Raw genomic sequence first — 18,672 nt, 5'->3', positions numbered from 1 at the left:
TATTACTTTATCACAAACATTTCAAAAAGGACAGTCGTAAACATATCCTTCTTGGCGAGTTTCATTTCGACATTGCGAATACCGATACGAGACGGCGAGTTCACAAACGCAGTGATAAAGCCGTTCAGCTCAGCAAAGTCAGCAGTCGTGGTAGCCTTGAGTGTATAGCGCTTGTACACACCGAATTCTTCGATCACCGGCTTATCAAGTCCGGCAAACTGAACCTTCTGGGTTGCAGCCAAAGCCTTCATGGACTTGACTTCGTTGCTTGCTTCGGACGACGGAACGAACGAAGAAACAGAGGTCAGGTTCACGTTGCTCACGTTGTACATACCGAATGCGGTAATGTCGGTAGCCGGAGCGTTTTCGGGCAGAGGCGGAGTTCTGAAGTCAGAGCTGACTGCACGAATACGATCGAGGAAGGCCTTCTGGGAATTCGGATTGCCAGCCACGCCGCGAACATAGAAGTAGTTCGGAGCCTGGTAAATACAATCAGAGAAGCCCACATCGTCAGGAGTTGCGGTATTCAAGAACGCAAAGAACTGACCGACAGATGCCTTCTGGAACGAAAGCTTTTCAAGCGGCAAGTAGCTGTTGTAGTCGGTGCGCTTGTTGTTGAACAAGGCCTGGGGATTGATTTCGCCCACAACCTGCTTGACCGTCACGTTTTCGCGCTGACGAATCATTGCAGCTGCAGCGGCGGCTTCAGCTTCAAGCGAACCACCGGCGGAGGTCTTTTGTCCAACACCGATTGCAAGAGCCGAACGAGTCGGGTCTTCGGCACCAATCAAATCCAAGTACGGAAGCGGCAGCAAGCCCTGCAACTGCTTGGGAACGCCTGCAACACTCAAGAAGCAGCTGAAGGCAACAAATACAAGCAGAGCGGCAACTACAACCGTAAGAATCTTCTTTCGAGACTTATTCTGCAGTTCCTTAACGCTAGTAACGTTGACCGGAGCCACAGTTTCGACTTCGACCAAACGTTCGGCAGCGTCGATTAAGTTCAAATGAATCATACACCCTCCATCACATTCAAGGCAGCACCGATTGCGCCAGCGCAAGAAAGCACGGCGGCAGAATCAGCTTCTTCGATCGGGAGCCTCAAGTTAGAGAAAGAATCCATCAAATGCAACTGGCATTCACCAAGCTTTGCGCGAAGGCCTTCCACAAAGAGCATGTCGCTAGCCATTTCGCCACATAGGCGAACAGTCTTCGTAACTACCGATGCATTTTCCTGTTGGGCAATGGCGATTTGTTCGGTAATTTCCCTAGCCAAGATCTGGTAAGCTTCTTCCTTGGTGTTGTTCACCAAAGAAAGCGTGGACACGCAACGGAGCGCATGCAGGTTGTCCTTGGTGAGCCAAAGGAGTGTCACACCGGCATAGTCAGCCTTGACTATACATGTCAGTTCGGACACATTTTCAGCATAGTCCATCAGGTTCATGAGCGAGAGCACGTCCACATCCATGGCCTTAGGAGCTAAAGCCTTGTTACGGAACCCTTTACGTAAATTATCGACCCACTGTTCGCGCACAGCAATCAGCATAATCGTGTAGCCGAGGTCCGGGTCACCACTCATGATTTTGTAATCAATTACATACGCATTGGATTCTGCGTTCGTAATCAGCGAAACATACCACTTTACATAGTCATCAATGTTCTTTGCGGCTTCGGCCGGAACAAAGATTTGACGAATAATCGACCTAAATGCAGGAATAGCCACCGAAACGGCTTCGACGGATTCAATCTGGTTGAACTCCATCCATCCCTGGAGGACGGTTTCAAAAGCATAGACATCGTCAAGGGGAGCGGTTTCCGTATCGAGAACAGCCGTCTTCAAAACACGACGTTCGGTCGCGTCCAGAAGGGCAACTTTCAGAGAAGCGTCCCCCGCTTCTATACCCATGTAAATCTTCGTATCACTCATATTATCAACGACTTATGAAAAAAACTACACTCTAAAACTAATCAAAAATTAACCCAGGAAGTAACTTTTCCAATTTTTTCTTGCCGATTCCGGGCACTTTTTGTAAATCTTCGGCATTTTTGAAGGCTCCAAGGGCATTTCTGGTGTCCAAAATCTTCTCGGCAAGCTTCGGACCAACCCCATTTAGGGCACAAAGTTCATCAATCGAGGCCGTATTGATATGTACCGGGAGATCGACTTTTTTTGCCCGTTTTCGCTCTTTTGGGGGACGATTTTCAAGATTAGAGTCAATTTTTGACACTTCTAGAGAATCTGCAGGCGGGTTTCGCACCACGGGCATGACTCCCGACACAGGAGCCTCATTTGCCACGATAAACGATTCCCCCACTTCGAAATGTTCGATAGCCGGAAGCCCCCAAGGGAGAATCCGGACAACGACTCCAACTACCAAAAGGCACAAAGCCAATCGGACCACATTTTTTTCTGGTGCATTCATAGGACAACCTCCGTTGGTTATCCTCGACCTTAGTGCTTTTTAAGCGCCGCCTCCACCGCGTTCACGTCTGAAGGGACATCGACCGAAATCGAAGGGTACTTGCTCTGAACAATGCGAATCGGGCGTTTGCCCAGAATGCGCATCTGCTCCAGGGAGCGTTCCTTTTCAACTTCGGTTTGCGGCAAAGACGAAAATTCGTCGCGGCACACCCTGGAATAAGCGTAAATTCCCTGGTGCTGGAACCAGCGGGCAGCGTCCTCATTCGCTACCGACCGGGTAAAGTCCACCGCATAATCGTCTTTCACCAATACCTTGACCACCGTCTTGAGTTCCGCCTCCGCAGGATTCAAGGGGCATGCGACAGTCACCCATTCGTCAGGGTGATTTTCGAGGGCCGTTGCCACATCGCACAGCACGGATGGCTCAACCAAGGGCTCGTCGCCTTGCAAGTTCACCACTAGGTCCAAATCGAGGGCCCGAGCCGCAAAAGCAACGCGGTCAGAACCGGTAGCCGCATCCGGAGTCAAGATAAATTCAAAACCCGCCCGAGAAACCACATCTGCAATTTCTTCGGAATCGGTCGCACATACAATGCGTTCAAAACATTCAGCAAGCTGCGCACGCTCTAGGGTGCGCACAATCATTTCTTTACCTGCAATCTTGATCAAGGGCTTTCCCGGAAAGCGGGACGATCCCATACGTGCAGGCACTATACAATGAACAGCCATGGGCTAATAATTAGCCGCCGATCACCTTCGGAATGGCAAAGTGGTCGTTTTCCACAGCCGGAGCATTCATGAAGGCCTTTTCGAGCGAGAAACCCTGCACGGGTACATCTTCGCGGAGAATCGTGGCGCCGTTTTCGACAGCGGTCATCGGTTCCACATCGGAAAGGTTCAGAGCCTTGAGGGCTTCCAGATGGTTGAGCATCTTGTCCAAGTGACCCTTCACAGATTCGATATCTTCTTCGGCAACTTCGAGCCTAGAAAGCTTCGCGAGTTTCAAAACTTCTTCACGTTCGAGCATAAAACCTCTTTTCTTACGTCCACAAAATAGCAAATTATTTGGGCGAAAAAGCAACTCTGAGTTGCTAAATGTACCCTAGCCCACTATTTGCAGCGCCGCATATTTCAAAATAATCGTACGGACAGTCGGATCGTTACCGAAACGGACGTCTACGCGAGCGTTGTCGCCAGTACCGTAGCACTTGACAATCGTGCCCACACCATATTTCATGTGGCGCACGCGTACGCCCGGATGGTACGGATTCTCGCTGTATTCGTCGTAAACGACGCGCGGGCCAGACGGTTCCGCCGGCTTTACTGGGGCGGCAACCTTAACCGGATTGCGGTAAACGATGTGCTTGTCGTTTTTCTTGATGGAATTCGGAACAGCCGAAGGGCGGTTGTAACCATAAGAGCCAAAATTGCTCGGGCGAGACGAACCGCCACCATAGCCGCCGCCATAGCTTCCGGACGGTCGGCGCGGGTACGAAGGCGGAATATTCGGACGCGGCGGACGCGAGAACTGCGAGCCCGAGAAATCCTGATTGAAGTCGTTACCGCCAAAGCCGAAATCGGTGCAAGGCGTAAAGTCAACTACCGACGGGTCCAGTTCCTTAAGGAAGCGGGACGGCGCGAACGGGCGAATGTTTCCTTGGAAGAAGCGGCGTTCCGCATGATACAAGTACAACTTCTTTTCGGCACGCGTACAGCCCACATAGAACAAGCGGCGTTCTTCTTCCATCTGCTCGTTCATCTCGGCGCCAGACATGGTAGACGACGCACGAATGAGCGGGAAGATTTCTTCGTCGCAGCCCGCGATGTGCACAGTGTTGAATTCCAAGCCCTTCGCCATGTGAATCGTCATAAGCGTCACCTGGCCCTTGGAATTGTCCACCTTCTTGTCGGCATCGGTCAAGAGCGAAATATCCTGCAAGAACGCATCAAGCGTTGCGCCCGGATGTTCTTCGTCAAATTCGCGGATGGCATTCACCATTTCATCCAAGTTACCAATGCGTTCGTCTGCAGAGAGTTCGTCTTCTTTGCGCAGGAATTCCTTGTAGCCCACATCGGTAATAATCTTTTCTGCCAAGATCGGGAGCGGCGTTTCGCCTGCAGCAAGCAAAGCCTTCCAGCTCTGCACCATATCCGTAAAGCCCTTGAGTTTGATGGCCGAGCGGCTTCCGCTGTTGACTTCGGCGAGCAAGTTATCCCAGAAGGAGCCTTCGCCGTTGCGTTCACGTTCAAGGATGTTTTCGACAGTCGTCTTGCCGATAGCGCGAGGCGGCGTGTTGATCACGCGCAGGTAGGCGGCATCGTCTTTTTCGTTAGCGAGCAGACGCAAGTATGCGAGAACGTCCTTGATTTCTTTGCGGTCCCAGAATCGCATGCCGCCAAAAATGACCGACGGTATACGGCGGTCATTTAGCGCCTTTTCCAAGGCGCGGGACTGCGCGTTGGTGCGGTAGAACACAGCCGTCTTGGCATAAAAAACTTCGCCCGCCTTTGCAATCACATCGGCAATCGCCGAGGCTTCGGAGCGGTCATCCATAAAGTGGCGCACGTGAATGAGTTCTCCCGCATCTTCTTTAGAGAACACATTCTTCTGCATTTCTTGCGGACGGATGTTGTGCGCAATCACGGAGCCTGCGCCCTTCACAATATTTGCAGTCGAGCGGTAATTGCGTTCGAGCTTGACAATCGTCACCGGAGCAAAGTCACGATGGAAGTTACGGATAATCTTAATGTTCGCGCCACGCCAGCCGTAAATACTCTGGTCGTCATCACCCACCACCGTCACGTTCTTATTATCGTTAATGAGCAACTTCAAGAGTTCGTACTGAACATCGTTCGTGTCCTGGTATTCGTCCACCACCACATAGCGGAAACGTGCTTTCAGTTGATCCACGAGCGGCGGCAACTTTTGCAACATGTAGACCGTGTTGAACAACAGGTCATCAAAGTCCATCGCGTTCGATTCCTTGAGGCGCTTCTGATATTCGGCATACATCTTTGCACGAAGGACTTCGTCCGGGAAGTTTGCCAATTCCTGCGCCACATCGGGAGTCTGCAGCTGAGCAACCTTACCGCGATACAAAATCGTATTCTTATACTTAGAAATGGCGCCGTGCAATTTCTTGACTTCGGACGGTTCAAAGTTATCGCCCAACTGCTCCTTCATAATTTCTTTCAGGAGTCTTTTCTGGTCATCGTCATCGTAAATCGAGAAGTTGCCGTCATACCACTTGCCGCCCAAAGCGTCAATCACAGACTGTTTGGAAAGGCAAAGCTTCAAAAGGCGCAAGCACACAGAATGGAACGTTCCCATCCAGGCAAAATTCATGTTGCAGTCAAGCAACTTCTGGATACGCGACTTCATTTCGCGTGCAGCCTTGTTCGTAAAGGTCACCGCCAGAATGCGGTCCGGCTCCACGTTATACTGCGAAACAAGGTGAGCAATCTTATAGGTAATGCAACGCGTTTTTCCCGAACCGGCACCAGCCAAAATCAGCATCGGCCCATCAATCTTTTTAGCCGCAGCCGCCTGTTCCGGATTCAGTTCTTTATCTAAAACAACATTATCTACAATATTTGCCATGGGGGTCCCTTTTAATACACAGATGTGCAATATAGTAAAAAAAAGAAAGACCCTCTAAGAGAGTCCTTCTTTAAATTTGAATTGGGGACTTCAACTAGTCATCCGACGTAGAAGCGCCGATGGCCTGTTCAAGCGTCGTGTGGCCGTCGAGAGCCTTCTGGATACCATCCATACGCAGCGTAATCATGCCGCATTCCTGCATGGCAGCGCGCTTGATCACGTCGCCCGAAGAACGCTTGATGATAAGGTTACGCACGGTTTCGTTCGGCACCAGGAATTCGTAAATACCGCAACGGCCCTTGTAGCCCGAACCTTCACACTTATCACAACCCTTACCATGGTAGAACTGCATGTCGGGGGTCAAGTGGAATTCGTCGCGCATTTCCTGTGAAATTTCGACAGGTTCCTTACAGTACTTACAGATACGGCGCACAAGGCGCTGTGCAAGCACACCCTTGATTGCGGTAGACACAAGGAACGGTTCCAGACCCATTTCGAGCAAACGCGGGAATGCACCGGCGGCGTCGTTGGTATGGAGCGTACTGAAGACCAAGTGACCCGTCAAAGCAGCTTCAATAGCCATGGACGAAGTTTCTTGGTCACGCATTTCACCGATCATAATCACATCCGGGTCCTGACGCAGCAGGGCGCGAATGCCCGCCGCAAAGGTAAAGCCTGCGGCGTTGTTGATCTGTCCTTGGTTCACACCATCAATATTCAATTCCACCGGGTCTTCCATCGTAGAGATGTTGATCGTGGAATCCAAAATTTCTCGAATAGAAGCATAAAGCGTGGTAGACTTACCGGAACCGGTAGGACCGGTCACCAGCACAATACCGTTAGGAGCATTAATCGCATCAATAAACTGCTTGAGCACGCGCGGGTCGAAACCCATATCCTTCAGCGGGAACTGACCGGAGTTCGGGTTCAAGATACGCATAACGATCTTTTCGCAAACACCGCGCTTACGGAGAGAAATCGGGAACGAGCTCACACGAAGGTCCACTTCGGAACCCTTGTAACGCACGGTAAAGCGGCCGTCCAACGGTTTACGTTTTTCGGCAATATCCATCTTAGACAGGAGCTTAATACGCGAAAGAATCTGCGGCATCAAACGTGCCGGAATCGGGGACATCACCTGCAGGTCACCGTCAATACGGTAACGCAGCTTCAGGAACGTTTCCTGCGGTTCAAGGTGAATATCAGATGCCTTACGGGCAATGGCTTCGTGAATCAGCGTGGTCACGATCTTAACAACCGCGCGGCCTTCTTCGTCAGAAAGTTCCGGTTCGTCGTTACCGCCCTGACCGCGTTCCACGGTTTCTAGTTCTTCGCCGTCCTTAGATTCACTGATAAGTTCGGCCAAGGATTCTTCGTTGGCGCCATCACCGTGACCCGCAAAGACACGTTCAATGGCCTTCATCACGTCGGCTTCGGAGGCCATGACCACGTCCACATCCATACGGACCTTGAACTTCACGATGCTGATCGTGCGCATGTTCGTGGGGTCGGTCATGGCAATGGTCATCACGGAACGCACCTGACGGCGTTCGTCTTCGCCCTTCTGCACAAACAAGGGAACCACCTTGTACTGCTTACACATATCTTCGGGCAAGTAGGTATAGGCTTCCGGGTCGATATTGAAGTTATCAAGCTTTACGTACGGGACTTCGAACTGTCTCGAAAGAATTTCAATAAGGCGTTCCTCGGGCATGAAACCCAAGTCCACCAAGGTGCGACCTAGACGCTTGCCTGAAGTCTTTTGCGTCTCTAGTGCCTTGTCCAACTGCTCTTGGGTAATGTAGCCCTGAGCAAGGAGCATTTCACCAATACGCATCTTGGTCGAAGACTGCATTTGCGAACCAAGAATGTTCGTCAAAGTTTCTTCACTCACCATTCCCAGGCGAACCAAGATCTTACTGAGCATAAGACCGGTACGCTTGTGTTCGGCCGTGGCATGGGCTAACTGGTCTTCGTCCAATACACCTTGGCGAAGCAGCAACTGTCCCAAGTTCATCTTATTGCTATTCATCATAAATGCGACCATGCCCGCGGTTGAACGGGCAAAATTTCTCCATTTTTGCAAAGCATGCTTACAGGATCACCAACGGACTTTTCCGCCGCTTTTCCAATTTTACACACCTCGCCCAATTGGGTATTTTCAATAAATATACTTTCTGGGCACGAATTTGCAAATAGCAAGTGATATTCCTCACCCCCATTTAATGCAAAATTTAGGGGATTTTGGCCATATTTTGCGCACATTCGCAAAACTTCGGGGTCAATCGGGAGTTTTCGCTCGTCAATTTGCAGACTCACATTCGAAGAAAGCGCCAAATGGTTCAACTCCGACGAGAGACCGTCGCTAATGTCCATGCATGCCCCAAAGGCCCCCAAGCGCAAAAGTTCCGCCCCCGCCCGTTCGCAAATCTTGGGCGACAGGTGGTATTCCACCAGCGTCGGGAATTCGTCCTTGGCTTCGGGATGGTTCATCAACAGCCAAAGCCCGGCATCCGATTTACCAAGCGTCCCGTTCACGTACAACTTATCACCCGGTTTTACTGCCGAACGCAAAAGCGGTTTCGAGTTTTCGTTTTCAAGCGCGCCCAGGAGCGTTGTCGAAAACACGCCCACATCGCCCACCACGGTATCGCCGCCAATCAGCGCGATGCCACGCTTGGCAAAGCCCTGTGAAATCGCGGTTTGTACGCGGGTGCGCGTTTCCAGAGACCAATTCTTGTTGATGCAAAGCCCGAGAACCGCAAAGCGCGGGACACCGCCCATGGCAGAAATGTCAGACACGTTCGAAACGATATGCTTTTCGACCGCCTGTTCCGGCGTCGACCAATCCAGCCTGAAATGCGTGTTTTCGACCGACAAATCCTTGGTCACGAGCCAGCCGTCGAATTGGGCGCAATCGTCACCCACGCCGAGCCAGCCTCTTGTTGCGGGAGGTTCTTTTTTAAAGTCGGCGGAGCCCTTCAAAAGGGCCTGAATAAAATTGAATTCGCCTAGGTTTGGAAACATATTCCAAATTTATAAATCTTCAAAAAAGCTCATTTATTATCAACACCTCGCGCCCGCGTCCACAATTCAAATTTTTTCAAATTAACAGTTTGGTAGTAAATTGTTGATAAGTAGAGCGTTTCTATTTGACAAAAAATATTTTTTGAAAAAGGGCAAAAAATCTATCCACAATTTGGGAGAATTACCTATCTTTTAGGCCATGGGACACATTTTCTTCATCGCTCCGTCCTCCCCCGGCAGCTTAGACCGCCTCAGTCAATGGACATTCCGTTGGCTTTTGGAACATGGAGACATGGCTGAAGATTCCACGATGTACTCTTGCAATTCTATCGAAGACGCAACGAACCTTTTGGAATCGGCCCTGATTATCGGACAGTCCCCCGCACTTATCATTCTCGACCACGCAGACCGCCCGCACGAACAGAACCTCAAGTTCAGCAAGCTCTTGCACGACGGCATTCCGGAATCTTGGATTGTGGAACTGGTGCCCGACAACATGCCGCTCCCCCAGTGCGACGAAAATTATTACTGGGTCCGCAAACCCGTGAGCGAAGACGAATGGTATAGCACGCTCGAACAGGTGTTGCTCAAGAGCGGATCGCCCCAATGGGCAAACAATTAATGTGAAATGTGTGATGTGGAATGTGCAATTAGCAATTCCACTTTTCTTTTTTTAAATACTAAATTCTACGCATGATTAAAGGCGTAAGTTATTTTGGCGTGCGTTCGCCCAAGCATGTTCTTGCCGATATGCAAGACATCAAGGCGGCAGGTTTTAACGCGGTGCTCCACACCTGGAGCGAAGAAGACGAACAATATTACTACGGCACCATGAAAGATATCGTGGACCAGTCTGCAGAGCTCGGTCTGACAGTCTACGTGAACCCGTGGGGTGTGGGCCGTGTGTTCGGCGGCGAGGCGTATTCGGAACTCACTGCCAGAAACCATGACTTATGCCAGGTTGCGCTTGACGGCAAGCCCAAGGTTGCCGCCTGCCCGAACCATCCGGAATTCCGCGCCTACATGCACAAGTGGATTGAATCTGTTTGCGCCACGAAGGTGAGCACAATTTTCTGGGACGAGCCGCATTTCTATTTCGAGAAGGGCGGTCTTAGCAATTGGAGTTGCCGCTGCGAAAAATGCCAGGCCAAGTTCCGCAAGCAATTCGGGTACAACATGCCTGCAGAACTCACCGCAGATGTTTTGAAATTCCGCGAAGACAGTCTGATTGATTTTCTGAAAGAAATAACGGTCGACGTTCACGCCCGCGGCAAGCGCAACTGCGTGTGCATGCTTCCGCCTTGGTTCCCCGCAGGCCTCGATGACTGGGGCCGCGTGGCAAGCCTCGAAAGCGTCGACGAAGTCGCAAGCGATCCGTATTGGGAAAAGGGCGCGACCGAAGAATGGGTCCGCGAAAAATACGCCGAAACCGCCAAGAAGCTTGTGGATGTCGCCACCAAGTACGGCAAGGCCGTGCAGATGTGGATTAAGGCTTATCAGATTGAAGCGGGCCGCGAAAATGATTTGGCAATCGCCGTCGACGAAAGCCGCAAGGCAGGCATCGACAACATCTTCGCCTGGAGTTACCGCGGCACCGAGACTCTCAGCTGGCTAAAAAGCGACAACCCGGACCGCGTCGCGGAAATCTTCCGCTCCGCAGTAGGATGTAGGCTGTAGGTAGTAGACAGGTTATTTTTTCGTCACGCGTAACGTTGTGGAGCCGTTCTTCGACTTTACGTAATACGAACCGCCGGTTTTCACGAGGGTTTTCGCGCTGGCACGGAGTTCCTGCAATCCAGAGGCTCGCACCTTTCCCAGATAATTGCCGTTCATGTCGAAGATGCGGTAGTTTTCGGCTCCGGCCGCGTGCGATAGCGCGGGCTTTACAAAGGCTATGCATTCATCAACGCAAACGACTTCATCCTCTCCGAACAGGAAGTAATCCACGTCCATCCAGGAACCGGTTACCGTAAAGCGCAATATGTGTTCGCCCGCAGGGAGGTTCACCGTCGCCCGCACCTTGTTGTAGTCGTCGTAGTTGTCCTCGCCTTCGTTTTTCGGGACAGAGATCACGTCGGTGATGTTCTTGCCGTCAAGCGACATCTGGAAGCCCGAGGTCTCGTTTGCGGATGCGACCGACGCGTAGAAGGAATATTCGCCCGCTTCCTTCACGTTCACGCTGTATTCGAGCCATTCGCCTTCCTGGTTGTAGCCCACGATGTAGCCCGTCGCCTTCTTGTAAATGTCGACGCCTGTACCTTCGCGGTAATTGGTACCGCCATGGTCTTCGGAATCGTTTTCCTTGTAGGAGTCGTTGCCCGAGCCGACACCCGGAATGTCGAAGTCTTCGGCCTCGATCTTGCCGGGAATTTCAAACGATTTGCCCTTGAACGGCTTCTGCGGTTCAGGTACCACCGGAGCGCGGTTCACGGCCTTGAGCATCTGCGCCGCATAACGCTTGCCGAATTCTACGTAGGCATCGTGATTGAAGTGGTAGCGGTCCACGCCATTACCGCCGAGACCTTCGGAAGAGGCATAGTAAGTGTTATCCATGGAATTCGGGAGTTTCGACACGCGGTCGGAATAGCAGCAGCCTGAACGCAGGAGCTCGCCCGCCACGAACGGCACCGTGTCGGAACTCATGTCGAGCGCCTTGAGGATATCGTCGCGGGTTTTCTTCACGATTTTCGGCCAATCCGGATAACCGCCGTCGGTTTCACCCTGATGGAAGATGAACCCTTTGATGACGCCCACCTGCTGAGCCTTCTTCGCGATATCGATAATCGTCTTCGTCACATTGCCATCGCTGGCGTATTCCTTCGCATAATTCTGCAACCAGCTTTCGGCACTTGAAAGGTAACTGGCATACTGGTCTTGGTCAAAGAGCTTGATGCTAGCTCCGCCCACCGCAACCGGGATAATTCCGACCGTTACGTCGGGCATACTATCAACCATCGTGCGCCCGAACCAGTCAGCGATAGAAATCGTGTTACCGCAGTTAAAGAGCGATGGCACCGCCGGGTAAACTTCGCCCAGCGTGTTGCGGCCCTTACCCGAGCACTTTTGCGTCGCAAAAATCTTGAAACGCGGATTTTCGGCCTTGTCGGCACTTTGCGCATCTGCCGTGCCACCCATATTGGACTGTCCGTACGCAATGTAAATGTGGAAATTCGGATCCGGAGCGGCATTCGCCTGCATTGCGCCGAACGACATCAAGCCAGCAGCAACGCATACTGCAGGCACGAAACCAGAGAATTTGTTTAAAAATCTCATGACAACCCTTCTTTTTCAAACATCCATCTTAAAATTATCCTGAAAAAAGCACAAAAGGCGCCCCCGGCGCCCTTATTTTATAGACAGATTGTCAATGCACACAAAGAAAGTTAATCCCACGAAGTAAATTCTGTTTATCGTCACACGAATTGTACAGTCACTTCGTTCCTGTACCAAATGCTCGCTTCGGTCATGACAATACAAGTATTGTCGCGACACTCAGCTTACGCATTTGTCGGGAAAAAAAATCAAATCTGATTTTACGTTAGTAAAATCGAATCAGTGTGACACTCATACAAAAAAGCCCCGTCGCTTGGACGAGGCTTTTAAAGTCGTTTTTAAAAACGATTACTTAGCTCTTTCGAGGTAAGAACCGTCGCGGGTATCCACGCGGATCTTGGTATTGTTTTCGATGAAGAGCGGAATCATCACCTTGGCGCCGGTTTCGACGGTGCATTCACGCATCACGTTACCGCTGGTGTTGCCCTGGACTGCCGGAGGAGCGTCGATGATCATGAGGTCAACGAAGGTAGGCGGAATCACTTCGATCGGAAGCGTTGCCTGAGTCTTCGGGTCCTTCCACCAAGTGACTTCGACAGTAGCGCCATCGAGGAGCCAAACTTCGCAGCCATTGAGGGCTTCCTTAGCGATTTCTTCGGTTTCCTGAGTTTCGTTGTTCAGGAAGTACCAGGTAGAACCGTCGTTGTAGAGGTAAGTCATTTCGGTGAAGGTCACGTCGGCTTCTTCAACCGTATCGCCACTCTTCCAGGTGCGTTCGAGGGTGCGGCCAGTCACCAAGTTCTTGATGCGAACGCGGTTAAAGGCCTGACCCTTACCCGGCTTCACGAACTGGTTTTCAATGATTTCGTACGGCTGACCATCAACCATGATTTTAAGTTTCTTGCGGAATTCGTTGGTGCTTACAGTACCCATATTATCCTCTTGTTGATTTTGATTCTAAATTTAGCAATATAATGGACGACTCCTCAAAAGTTTTCACGCAAATCCCTGACTTTTTGGACTATTTGGGATCCGATTTGGCGACAATCATCGCCAAAACCACCGCACTTGCCGATCTTGACCTGAATCCGAAGTTTCCGTTCCTTTGTTCTAGGCATTATGCCGACCTAATCAAGAAGGCGAGCGACCCCGCCGCCCTGTTGCGCGAAATTTTGCCGACCAAAGACGAACTCAAGAAGGTCGATGGATTTGTAGACGACCCCGTGGGCGATTTACCGGCCGGAAAATCCGACTGCGTCATCCAGAAATACGACCAGCGCGCCTTGATTGTCTCGACCGCCACCTGCGGTGCCCGTTGCCGTTTCTGTTTTCGCAAGAACTACCCTTTCCAGAACACACCCGATGTTGCACGCCAGGTGAGCCACTGGCTCGACACCCACACCGACGTTTGGGAAGTGATTCTTTCGGGCGGCGACCCGCTGACTCTCGGTCCCGGCGCCTTCCGCGAACTGATTGAAGCGATTGCGATGCACCCCTCGGTCACCACACTCAGAATCCATACGCGCCTCCCCGTGATGCGCCCGGACTTGGTGATGCAGCATTTTGAATTGTTGCGCGAACTTCCGGCAAGGTTTAGCTGCGTGCTGGTGTCGCATGTGGACCACGCCGACGAACTCGACGAAGAATCGGCGACCGTTTTTGCACAGTTGCGCTTTAGCGGCTGGACGCTCTTGAACCAGAGCGTGTTGCTGCGGGGAATCAGCGATGACGCCGCCAAGCTCAACGCCTTGTGCCGCAAGCTTTTTGAACAGGGCGTACTCCCCTACTACTTGCACCAGCTAGACCATGCGAACGGAGTTGCCCACTTTGAAGTGAGCGATGACGAAGCCCGCAAGCTGATTGCAGAAATCCGCACCAAGTTGCCCGGCTACCTGGTGCCGAAACTTGTACGAGAAATCGCCGGCGAGAAGAGTAAAACTCCCGTTTAATTCGGGCAATAAACTCTATTGGTGTCACACGAATTGTACAGTCCCTTCGTTCCTGTACCAAATCTGATTTTACGTTAGTAAAATCGAATCAGTGAGACAATCTTTAAGAACTTGATCGTCAACCTTTTTTAGAACAAGGTCTTTAGGCCGAAGCCGATGATGCCGTCGAGGTAATTCTCGCCGTTGCGGAGGGCGTAGTACAGGTTCACGCTCCAGTTGCCGCGGTACTGCGTAAAGGCGACGCCGTAATCATGCTCACGTTTCCAGCCACGGTCAGGGCGGCTGAAGGCGCGGTAAAGCCCCGGCTGATAGAAAGCTTCAATGCTCAAGTCGTAACCATCTTGCCACAAGAGCGCGAATTCGGAATACCCGTAAGCGCGAGTCCGCATAAAGCGCACATCCATGCCCTTGAAGCTATCCATGCCGCCCAACGCAAAATAGTCGAAGCGGTCCAAGTCCGCATCCGTCGGGAAGATTCCGCCGGCGGCCCCGCTAAAGCGCGTAATCCAATTGCCGAACAAAGGAATATACCGCGAGAATTTGGCCGAGGCCTTCAGGTAATTGTCCAAGGAATCGGGACGAGCCATATTCCAAACAATCGAGCCGTTGAAGCGCGTGCCCGAGCGCGGCAGCACAAATCGATCAAGCGACACGTAAGAGAGTTCAAGCGAAGATGTCTTGCGATTGCTCCCGATGCCAACGAACACGCCCACGGTAAAGTCAAAACCGATATCTCGCGAAATTCCAAGCTCGCCATAGGCATCGCGTTCCGAAGAGTCTTCGTCAAAATAACCGCGGGCAATCACATTCCATTCGGTACCGAAAATCCACGGTTCCTTGTACGAGCCCTCTAGCCTGCGGGCATCGTCTGCAGTATAGCCTTCCAAAGTCAAGTCGCGGGCGGTTCCGCGAATGTTATAGAGAGCCACATTCACGTTGCCTTCCCACTCGTCGGTTTCGCTGGAATAAGTCAGGAGCGCATACGCCTCGGACACCGAGGCCGCCTGCATGTGGTACACCGGAATAATGCGGTTGCGAACCGGATCGCGGAACATCTGTACAGGAGCCGTACGGTTGTAATAGCCCAAGCTCGCCATTTTCATGTCAGAGCGTTCCAGTTCAAGCGGTGACACAAGTTTACCCGGTTCGATTTTCGTTTGCCGGCGAAACACTTCGATATCGCTTCCCGAAGAATCCATGTTCTCGGGGTCTGCCCACACCCAAGGAATGCCGCGGTCCAATTGAACAGTCAGCACGCCGGCCGAATCCAGTTCGCCCGAAAGCTTTGCCGACAGGAATCCTCGATTTTCATAATAGCGGATAAGCTTATCCGCTTGCAGTTTCCAGGCATCGCAAGGCAAGCCCTTCGCGCCATCCATCTGCAACTCATCAAATTCAGAATGATCTCCAACCCATGAGATGCTGTCAACAGTACACGCGCCCTCGCCCTTCGCCATCACGAAAGTTGCAAAGAGCATCATTATTAAAATCACACATCGCACATTACACATCAGAAGTACGCCCTCGCTTCGGTGCTAAGCTTCTGGAAGATATTCTCTTCGGCGTCGCCAAACCGCAAAATGTAACTGCAACCCATCGACAAAAAGTCATTCAAATCAACCAAGAGCGAAAATTCAAAACGATACGTACGACCATCGCTATAGCCATCCATCACTTGGTACGGGATTATGTCGCCATGGCTTTCAACCTGCACCACCGAGAAGTTTGCGTAGGAATTCACCTTTTTCTGGCGATTGTAACCGACGCGCAAAGCGCCTTCCCAAAGGTCGGCTTCAAAGTCTCCGCTTTCGTAGCCCGTGCCGTCGGATCCTTCGCCTTTGCGGTAACGCCCGAGCGGTTGCACAAAGAATCCCTGCAAAAAGTCAAAGCGGTAGCGCAGCGTTCCGTCGTAAATATCCCAGTTCCATTCCTGCATCGCCGAAAGTTCATTTTCTTGAATCAAGAGCGTGCCGCCCACAAAGTGGTCCAAATTAATGCGGTAGCCCGCTTCGAATTCATGCGAGTAAGAGGTTTCGTAATACGAGATTGAAGAAAGCTTTTTATCGAACGAGGCGCCCGGCTTATACGCAAGCGACACGCCCGAGGGGTGTTGCCAATCGACCAAACCCTCGACAGCCATACGGCCCGATGTCATGCGGTGCAGTTGCGAAGTCGTAACCGGCGGGAAGTAGATCCTTTTGCCCGTGGTATCGCTCCCTTCGCCCTCGTAGGAACCGCCAAAGGTCACATCGCGCAAGAATCCGTCGCGGACGCCAAAAACAAGTCCCGGATTAAAGCGAAGTTCAATATCGAACGCCGCATCCGACGAAAGAACGGCGCCCACGGAATCATTACGGCCCATGCCTTCGTACACAAAGTCGCCGTTATCTACGCCCTCGATATAGCTCGCCGTCAAGCTATCGTAGCGCACATCACCTGTACCCGGCGCCACCGCCTTGTAGACCGCAGTATAAATCTGTTCTTCGGTAAGGCCCAATTTATACGATACATTGCCCTGCCAGCCAAGTTCTTCGCCGCCAAAGCGAGAATTCAAATTGGCCAGCCAGCTGTTTTCGCTTTCCAAAGAATCCGTGCGCATGCGTTCGTATTGCAGCAAGTGCGACAGCGTAAAGTAGCGACTGTTATAACTCGCCTCTTGCACCCAGGTGGCCGCCCACAAGGAATCGGCCCATTCATCGCCATAGGTATCGCCACGGCGCTTGGCCATTCGCCCGCCTACGCTTTCACGTATTTCGCCTCGGTCAAAATAAATTCCTAATCCGCCCGAAGACTTACCGTAAACCACCTCGTCTTCAACTTCATCCAGATTGATTTTCGTAAAGCGCAAGTCGCCGGCGCCAAACGGGCGAACCATCCCCTGCAAGAATTCGGCATTCGCCGTTCCCTGATAGCGTTCCATTTCTCGGTCTTGCAAGCTTGCCACGCGAATCAACGCAAGTTCGCCCAAGGCATTTCGATTGCGATGCTGCACGCCCAGCTGCACTCGCGAAGAATTCCAGTCTTCGTCGGCATTACGGCGGTAGCCCCACTGCGCAGACCCGAACCATTCTTTTGCAAACCGCGCACGCATCGTAAATTCATCGTGCAACAAGTCATCGTTCAAGAAAGCGGAATCGCTATACGCCAAGTCCCAGCTATCGCGGAGGCCGTAAAGATTCCAATCCAGATCAGAACCCGGATGTTTCAGAATATCAAAGCCTTGCTGCACTCGGTTCCCGTACACCGACATTGCAATCGGGAAATGCACCAGGTCGCGGGTGGAATCGCTCGTCACATACCAACGGAATGCCTTGCCCTCGTTACCGCCAACATGTTTTGACACAATGTTTGTATCGGTGCGGTTCATCGCCATTTCAAAGTCTGCATAGAACTGGCGATTCTGTTGCAAACGAATACGAGCGTTCATACGCTCCGTTCTGTCGGGCCTGTTCAAGGGAGGCAACGTATCGTCGCGCACAAAATCATCACCGCGGTCCGCCTTAAGCATGGCGTAATCGTCATCGGTCCACACGCCGCGTTTTAAGCGGTCCACATCGTTTTCGAGCCTAAAGCCAGAAACATCCAAATACAAGTTCGGATGCCTATAGCTTGCCGCAGCGCCCTTGAGCATGTATATGTTGTCGTTTTCATAGGCGTCGTATTCCACGCGGATTTCGTCATCAAAGCTCGGCAACACAGAACCTTTAAAATCGAGCATGCCACCCGCATAATTCACCAAGTAATCTTTACCGCGAGTAAGCTTTGTTCCATTCAGCCAAACCGTTTCGGACTGCGGCACCACGGCAATAAAGCTACCGTAGCCATCCAACGAATAACCCAACTGTTGACCACTCACGCCATTAAACGTTCGCGCAAAATGTTGCACCTCGTCGGTACCGATGACGCCACGTACCTGCGCATAACCGCCACCGAAATCACCACGAACGCCACCCATGGCACCAAGCGAGGCTCGCGATATTCCAGTGAACCCCATGGTCGAATCCACCCACGTCAAATCGCCCAAGTGCAAAAAGTAATGCGGTGATTCTACGCGGAAATAAATCTGGTCCACCTCGCGCAAAGTCGCTGTCGTCTGGTCGCCCGCACGGCGCCCCACATCGGAAAGGAGCGCATCAATATAGACGCTGTCGGTAAGCCGCCCCTGTATCGAGAGGCGAAGCTCTTGGTCTACCTGGGTTCCGCCATCGCCCACCGTAATTTGAACGGTCTTGTAGCCGTGTGTTTCCAAAGAATCTTTGCGAGTTGATGCATCGGCAATTTGAGCAGACGAATTACCACGCACAAGCATTGCCGGATCCCAAACCGGCAAGGAATCCGTATCCATACCCCATGCGAGTACAGAAAGCAAAAGAAGTCCCAACCAGAACTGCCGGGACATG

15 protein-coding genes are annotated in these 18,672 nt (G+C 51.7%); 3 read left to right on the top strand and 12 right to left on the bottom strand.

Features of this window, described 5'->3' with window-relative positions; all coding sequences use genetic code 11:
- Positions 1-2: 2 nt before the first annotated feature.
- The 8 genes from QZN53_RS06585 to thiL all read right to left on the bottom strand — a co-directional run bounded on the left by QZN53_RS06585 (position 3) and on the right by thiL (position 9,050).
- Positions 3-1,016 (bottom strand): hypothetical protein, encoded by a 1,014-nt coding sequence (locus QZN53_RS06585; RefSeq protein ID WP_163438120.1) that lies wholly within the window; start codon positions 1,014-1,016, stop codon positions 3-5.
- Positions 1,013-1,927: a hypothetical protein gene (locus QZN53_RS06580; protein WP_163438118.1), complete on the bottom strand. Its 915-nt coding sequence runs from the start codon at positions 1,925-1,927 to the stop codon at positions 1,013-1,015. Before QZN53_RS06580 ends, QZN53_RS06585 begins: the two co-directional genes overlap by 4 nt.
- 37 nt (positions 1,928-1,964) lie before the next feature.
- Entirely contained in the window at positions 1,965-2,423 is a 459-nt protein-coding gene (locus tag QZN53_RS06575) for a helix-hairpin-helix domain-containing protein (protein ID WP_163438117.1), read from the bottom strand.
- A 29-nt stretch (positions 2,424-2,452) separates the two neighbouring features.
- Positions 2,453-3,151 (bottom strand): 3-deoxy-manno-octulosonate cytidylyltransferase, encoded by a 699-nt coding sequence (locus tag QZN53_RS06570; protein WP_163438115.1) that lies wholly within the window; start codon positions 3,149-3,151, stop codon positions 2,453-2,455.
- Positions 3,152-3,161: 10 nt separating this feature from the next.
- Positions 3,162-3,449 (bottom strand): Asp-tRNA(Asn)/Glu-tRNA(Gln) amidotransferase subunit GatC, encoded by a 288-nt coding sequence (gene gatC / locus QZN53_RS06565; RefSeq protein WP_072797429.1) that lies wholly within the window; start codon positions 3,447-3,449, stop codon positions 3,162-3,164.
- 75 nt (positions 3,450-3,524) lie between these two features.
- A complete protein-coding gene (locus QZN53_RS06560) occupies positions 3,525-6,023 on the bottom strand; it encodes an ATP-dependent helicase (RefSeq protein WP_163438113.1) in 2,499 nt (832 codons plus the stop codon).
- A 94-nt stretch (positions 6,024-6,117) separates the two neighbouring features.
- Positions 6,118-8,058 carry a GspE/PulE family protein gene (locus QZN53_RS06555; protein ID WP_294652129.1) on the bottom strand — a complete coding sequence of 647 codons (1,941 nt, stop codon included), beginning with the start codon at positions 8,056-8,058 and terminating at the stop codon, positions 6,118-6,120.
- Entirely contained in the window at positions 8,055-9,050 is a 996-nt protein-coding gene (thiL, locus tag QZN53_RS06550) for a thiamine-phosphate kinase (protein ID WP_163438111.1), read from the bottom strand. Before thiL ends, QZN53_RS06555 begins: the two co-directional genes overlap by 4 nt.
- Positions 9,051-9,249: 199 nt before the next feature.
- Here thiL and QZN53_RS06545 point away from each other — a divergent pair, with 199 nt between their 5' ends.
- Together QZN53_RS06545 and QZN53_RS06540 are read left to right on the top strand one after the other, a co-directional pair.
- On the top strand, positions 9,250-9,672 hold the full coding sequence (locus QZN53_RS06545; protein ID WP_163438109.1) for a hypothetical protein: 423 nt from the start codon (positions 9,250-9,252) through the stop codon (positions 9,670-9,672).
- A 71-nt stretch (positions 9,673-9,743) separates the two neighbouring features.
- Positions 9,744-10,727, top strand: coding sequence for a hypothetical protein (locus tag QZN53_RS06540; RefSeq protein WP_163438108.1), 984 nt, complete (start codon positions 9,744-9,746; stop codon positions 10,725-10,727).
- Between the two features lie 12 nt (positions 10,728-10,739).
- On the opposite strand, the gene QZN53_RS06535 is transcribed toward QZN53_RS06540, so the two are convergent.
- The gene (locus QZN53_RS06535) at positions 10,740-12,323 is read right to left on the bottom strand and encodes a sialate O-acetylesterase (RefSeq protein WP_163438106.1); all 1,584 of its coding nucleotides are present in this window, start codon (positions 12,321-12,323) and stop codon (positions 10,740-10,742) included.
- Positions 12,324-12,671: 348 nt separating this feature from the next.
- Entirely contained in the window at positions 12,672-13,256 is a 585-nt protein-coding gene (gene efp, locus QZN53_RS06530; protein ID WP_072797414.1) for an elongation factor P, read from the bottom strand.
- Positions 13,257-13,297: 41 nt separating this feature from the next.
- On the opposite strand from efp, the gene QZN53_RS06525 reads away from it, so the two are divergent.
- Positions 13,298-14,272, top strand: coding sequence for a KamA family radical SAM protein (locus QZN53_RS06525; protein WP_163438104.1), 975 nt, complete (start codon positions 13,298-13,300; stop codon positions 14,270-14,272).
- Between the two features lie 128 nt (positions 14,273-14,400).
- Here QZN53_RS06525 and QZN53_RS06520 read toward each other — a convergent pair whose 3' ends face one another.
- Both QZN53_RS06520 and QZN53_RS06515 read right to left on the bottom strand, forming a co-directional pair.
- On the bottom strand, positions 14,401-15,750 hold the full coding sequence (locus QZN53_RS06520; RefSeq protein WP_163438102.1) for a BamA/TamA family outer membrane protein: 1,350 nt from the start codon (positions 15,748-15,750) through the stop codon (positions 14,401-14,403).
- Between the two features lie 32 nt (positions 15,751-15,782).
- Positions 15,783-18,671 carry a hypothetical protein gene (locus QZN53_RS06515; RefSeq protein ID WP_163438100.1) on the bottom strand — a complete coding sequence of 963 codons (2,889 nt, stop codon included), beginning with the start codon at positions 18,669-18,671 and terminating at the stop codon, positions 15,783-15,785.
- Position 18,672: the final 1 nt, after the last annotated feature.

The organism is uncultured Fibrobacter sp. (assembly GCF_900316465.1).
In the GTDB taxonomy this organism is placed as follows: domain Bacteria; phylum Fibrobacterota; class Fibrobacteria; order Fibrobacterales; family Fibrobacteraceae; genus Fibrobacter.
The sequence above is the reverse complement of the archived record's forward strand: the minus strand, read 5'-3'. Positions and strand labels throughout refer to the sequence as shown.

What these genes read in the sequence shown, in the direction of transcription:
- QZN53_RS06585 (WP_163438120.1), bottom strand. Translation starts at nt 1,016, where the DNA reads ATGATTCATTTGAACTTAATCGACGCTGCCGAACGTTTGGTCGAAGTC.
- QZN53_RS06580 (WP_163438118.1), bottom strand. Translation starts at nt 1,927, where the DNA reads ATGAGTGATACGAAGATTTACATGGGTATAGAAGCGGGGGACGCTTCT.
- QZN53_RS06575 (WP_163438117.1), bottom strand. Translation starts at nt 2,423, where the DNA reads ATGAATGCACCAGAAAAAAATGTGGTCCGATTGGCTTTGTGCCTTTTG.
- QZN53_RS06570 (WP_163438115.1), bottom strand. Translation starts at nt 3,151, where the DNA reads ATGGCTGTTCATTGTATAGTGCCTGCACGTATGGGATCGTCCCGCTTT.
- gatC (WP_072797429.1), bottom strand. Translation starts at nt 3,449, where the DNA reads ATGCTCGAACGTGAAGAAGTTTTGAAACTCGCGAAGCTTTCTAGGCTC.
- QZN53_RS06560 (WP_163438113.1), bottom strand. Translation starts at nt 6,023, where the DNA reads ATGGCAAATATTGTAGATAATGTTGTTTTAGATAAAGAACTGAATCCG.
- QZN53_RS06555 (WP_294652129.1), bottom strand. Translation starts at nt 8,058, where the DNA reads ATGATGAATAGCAATAAGATGAACTTGGGACAGTTGCTGCTTCGCCAA.
- thiL (WP_163438111.1), bottom strand. Translation starts at nt 9,050, where the DNA reads ATGTTTCCAAACCTAGGCGAATTCAATTTTATTCAGGCCCTTTTGAAG.
- QZN53_RS06545 (WP_163438109.1), top strand. Translation starts at nt 9,250, where the DNA reads ATGGGACACATTTTCTTCATCGCTCCGTCCTCCCCCGGCAGCTTAGAC.
- QZN53_RS06540 (WP_163438108.1), top strand. Translation starts at nt 9,744, where the DNA reads ATGATTAAAGGCGTAAGTTATTTTGGCGTGCGTTCGCCCAAGCATGTT.
- QZN53_RS06535 (WP_163438106.1), bottom strand. Translation starts at nt 12,323, where the DNA reads ATGAGATTTTTAAACAAATTCTCTGGTTTCGTGCCTGCAGTATGCGTT.
- efp (WP_072797414.1), bottom strand. Translation starts at nt 13,256, where the DNA reads ATGGGTACTGTAAGCACCAACGAATTCCGCAAGAAACTTAAAATCATG.
- QZN53_RS06525 (WP_163438104.1), top strand. Translation starts at nt 13,298, where the DNA reads ATGGACGACTCCTCAAAAGTTTTCACGCAAATCCCTGACTTTTTGGAC.
- QZN53_RS06520 (WP_163438102.1), bottom strand. Translation starts at nt 15,750, where the DNA reads ATGCTCTTTGCAACTTTCGTGATGGCGAAGGGCGAGGGCGCGTGTACT.
- QZN53_RS06515 (WP_163438100.1), bottom strand. Translation starts at nt 18,671, where the DNA reads ATGTCCCGGCAGTTCTGGTTGGGACTTCTTTTGCTTTCTGTACTCGCA.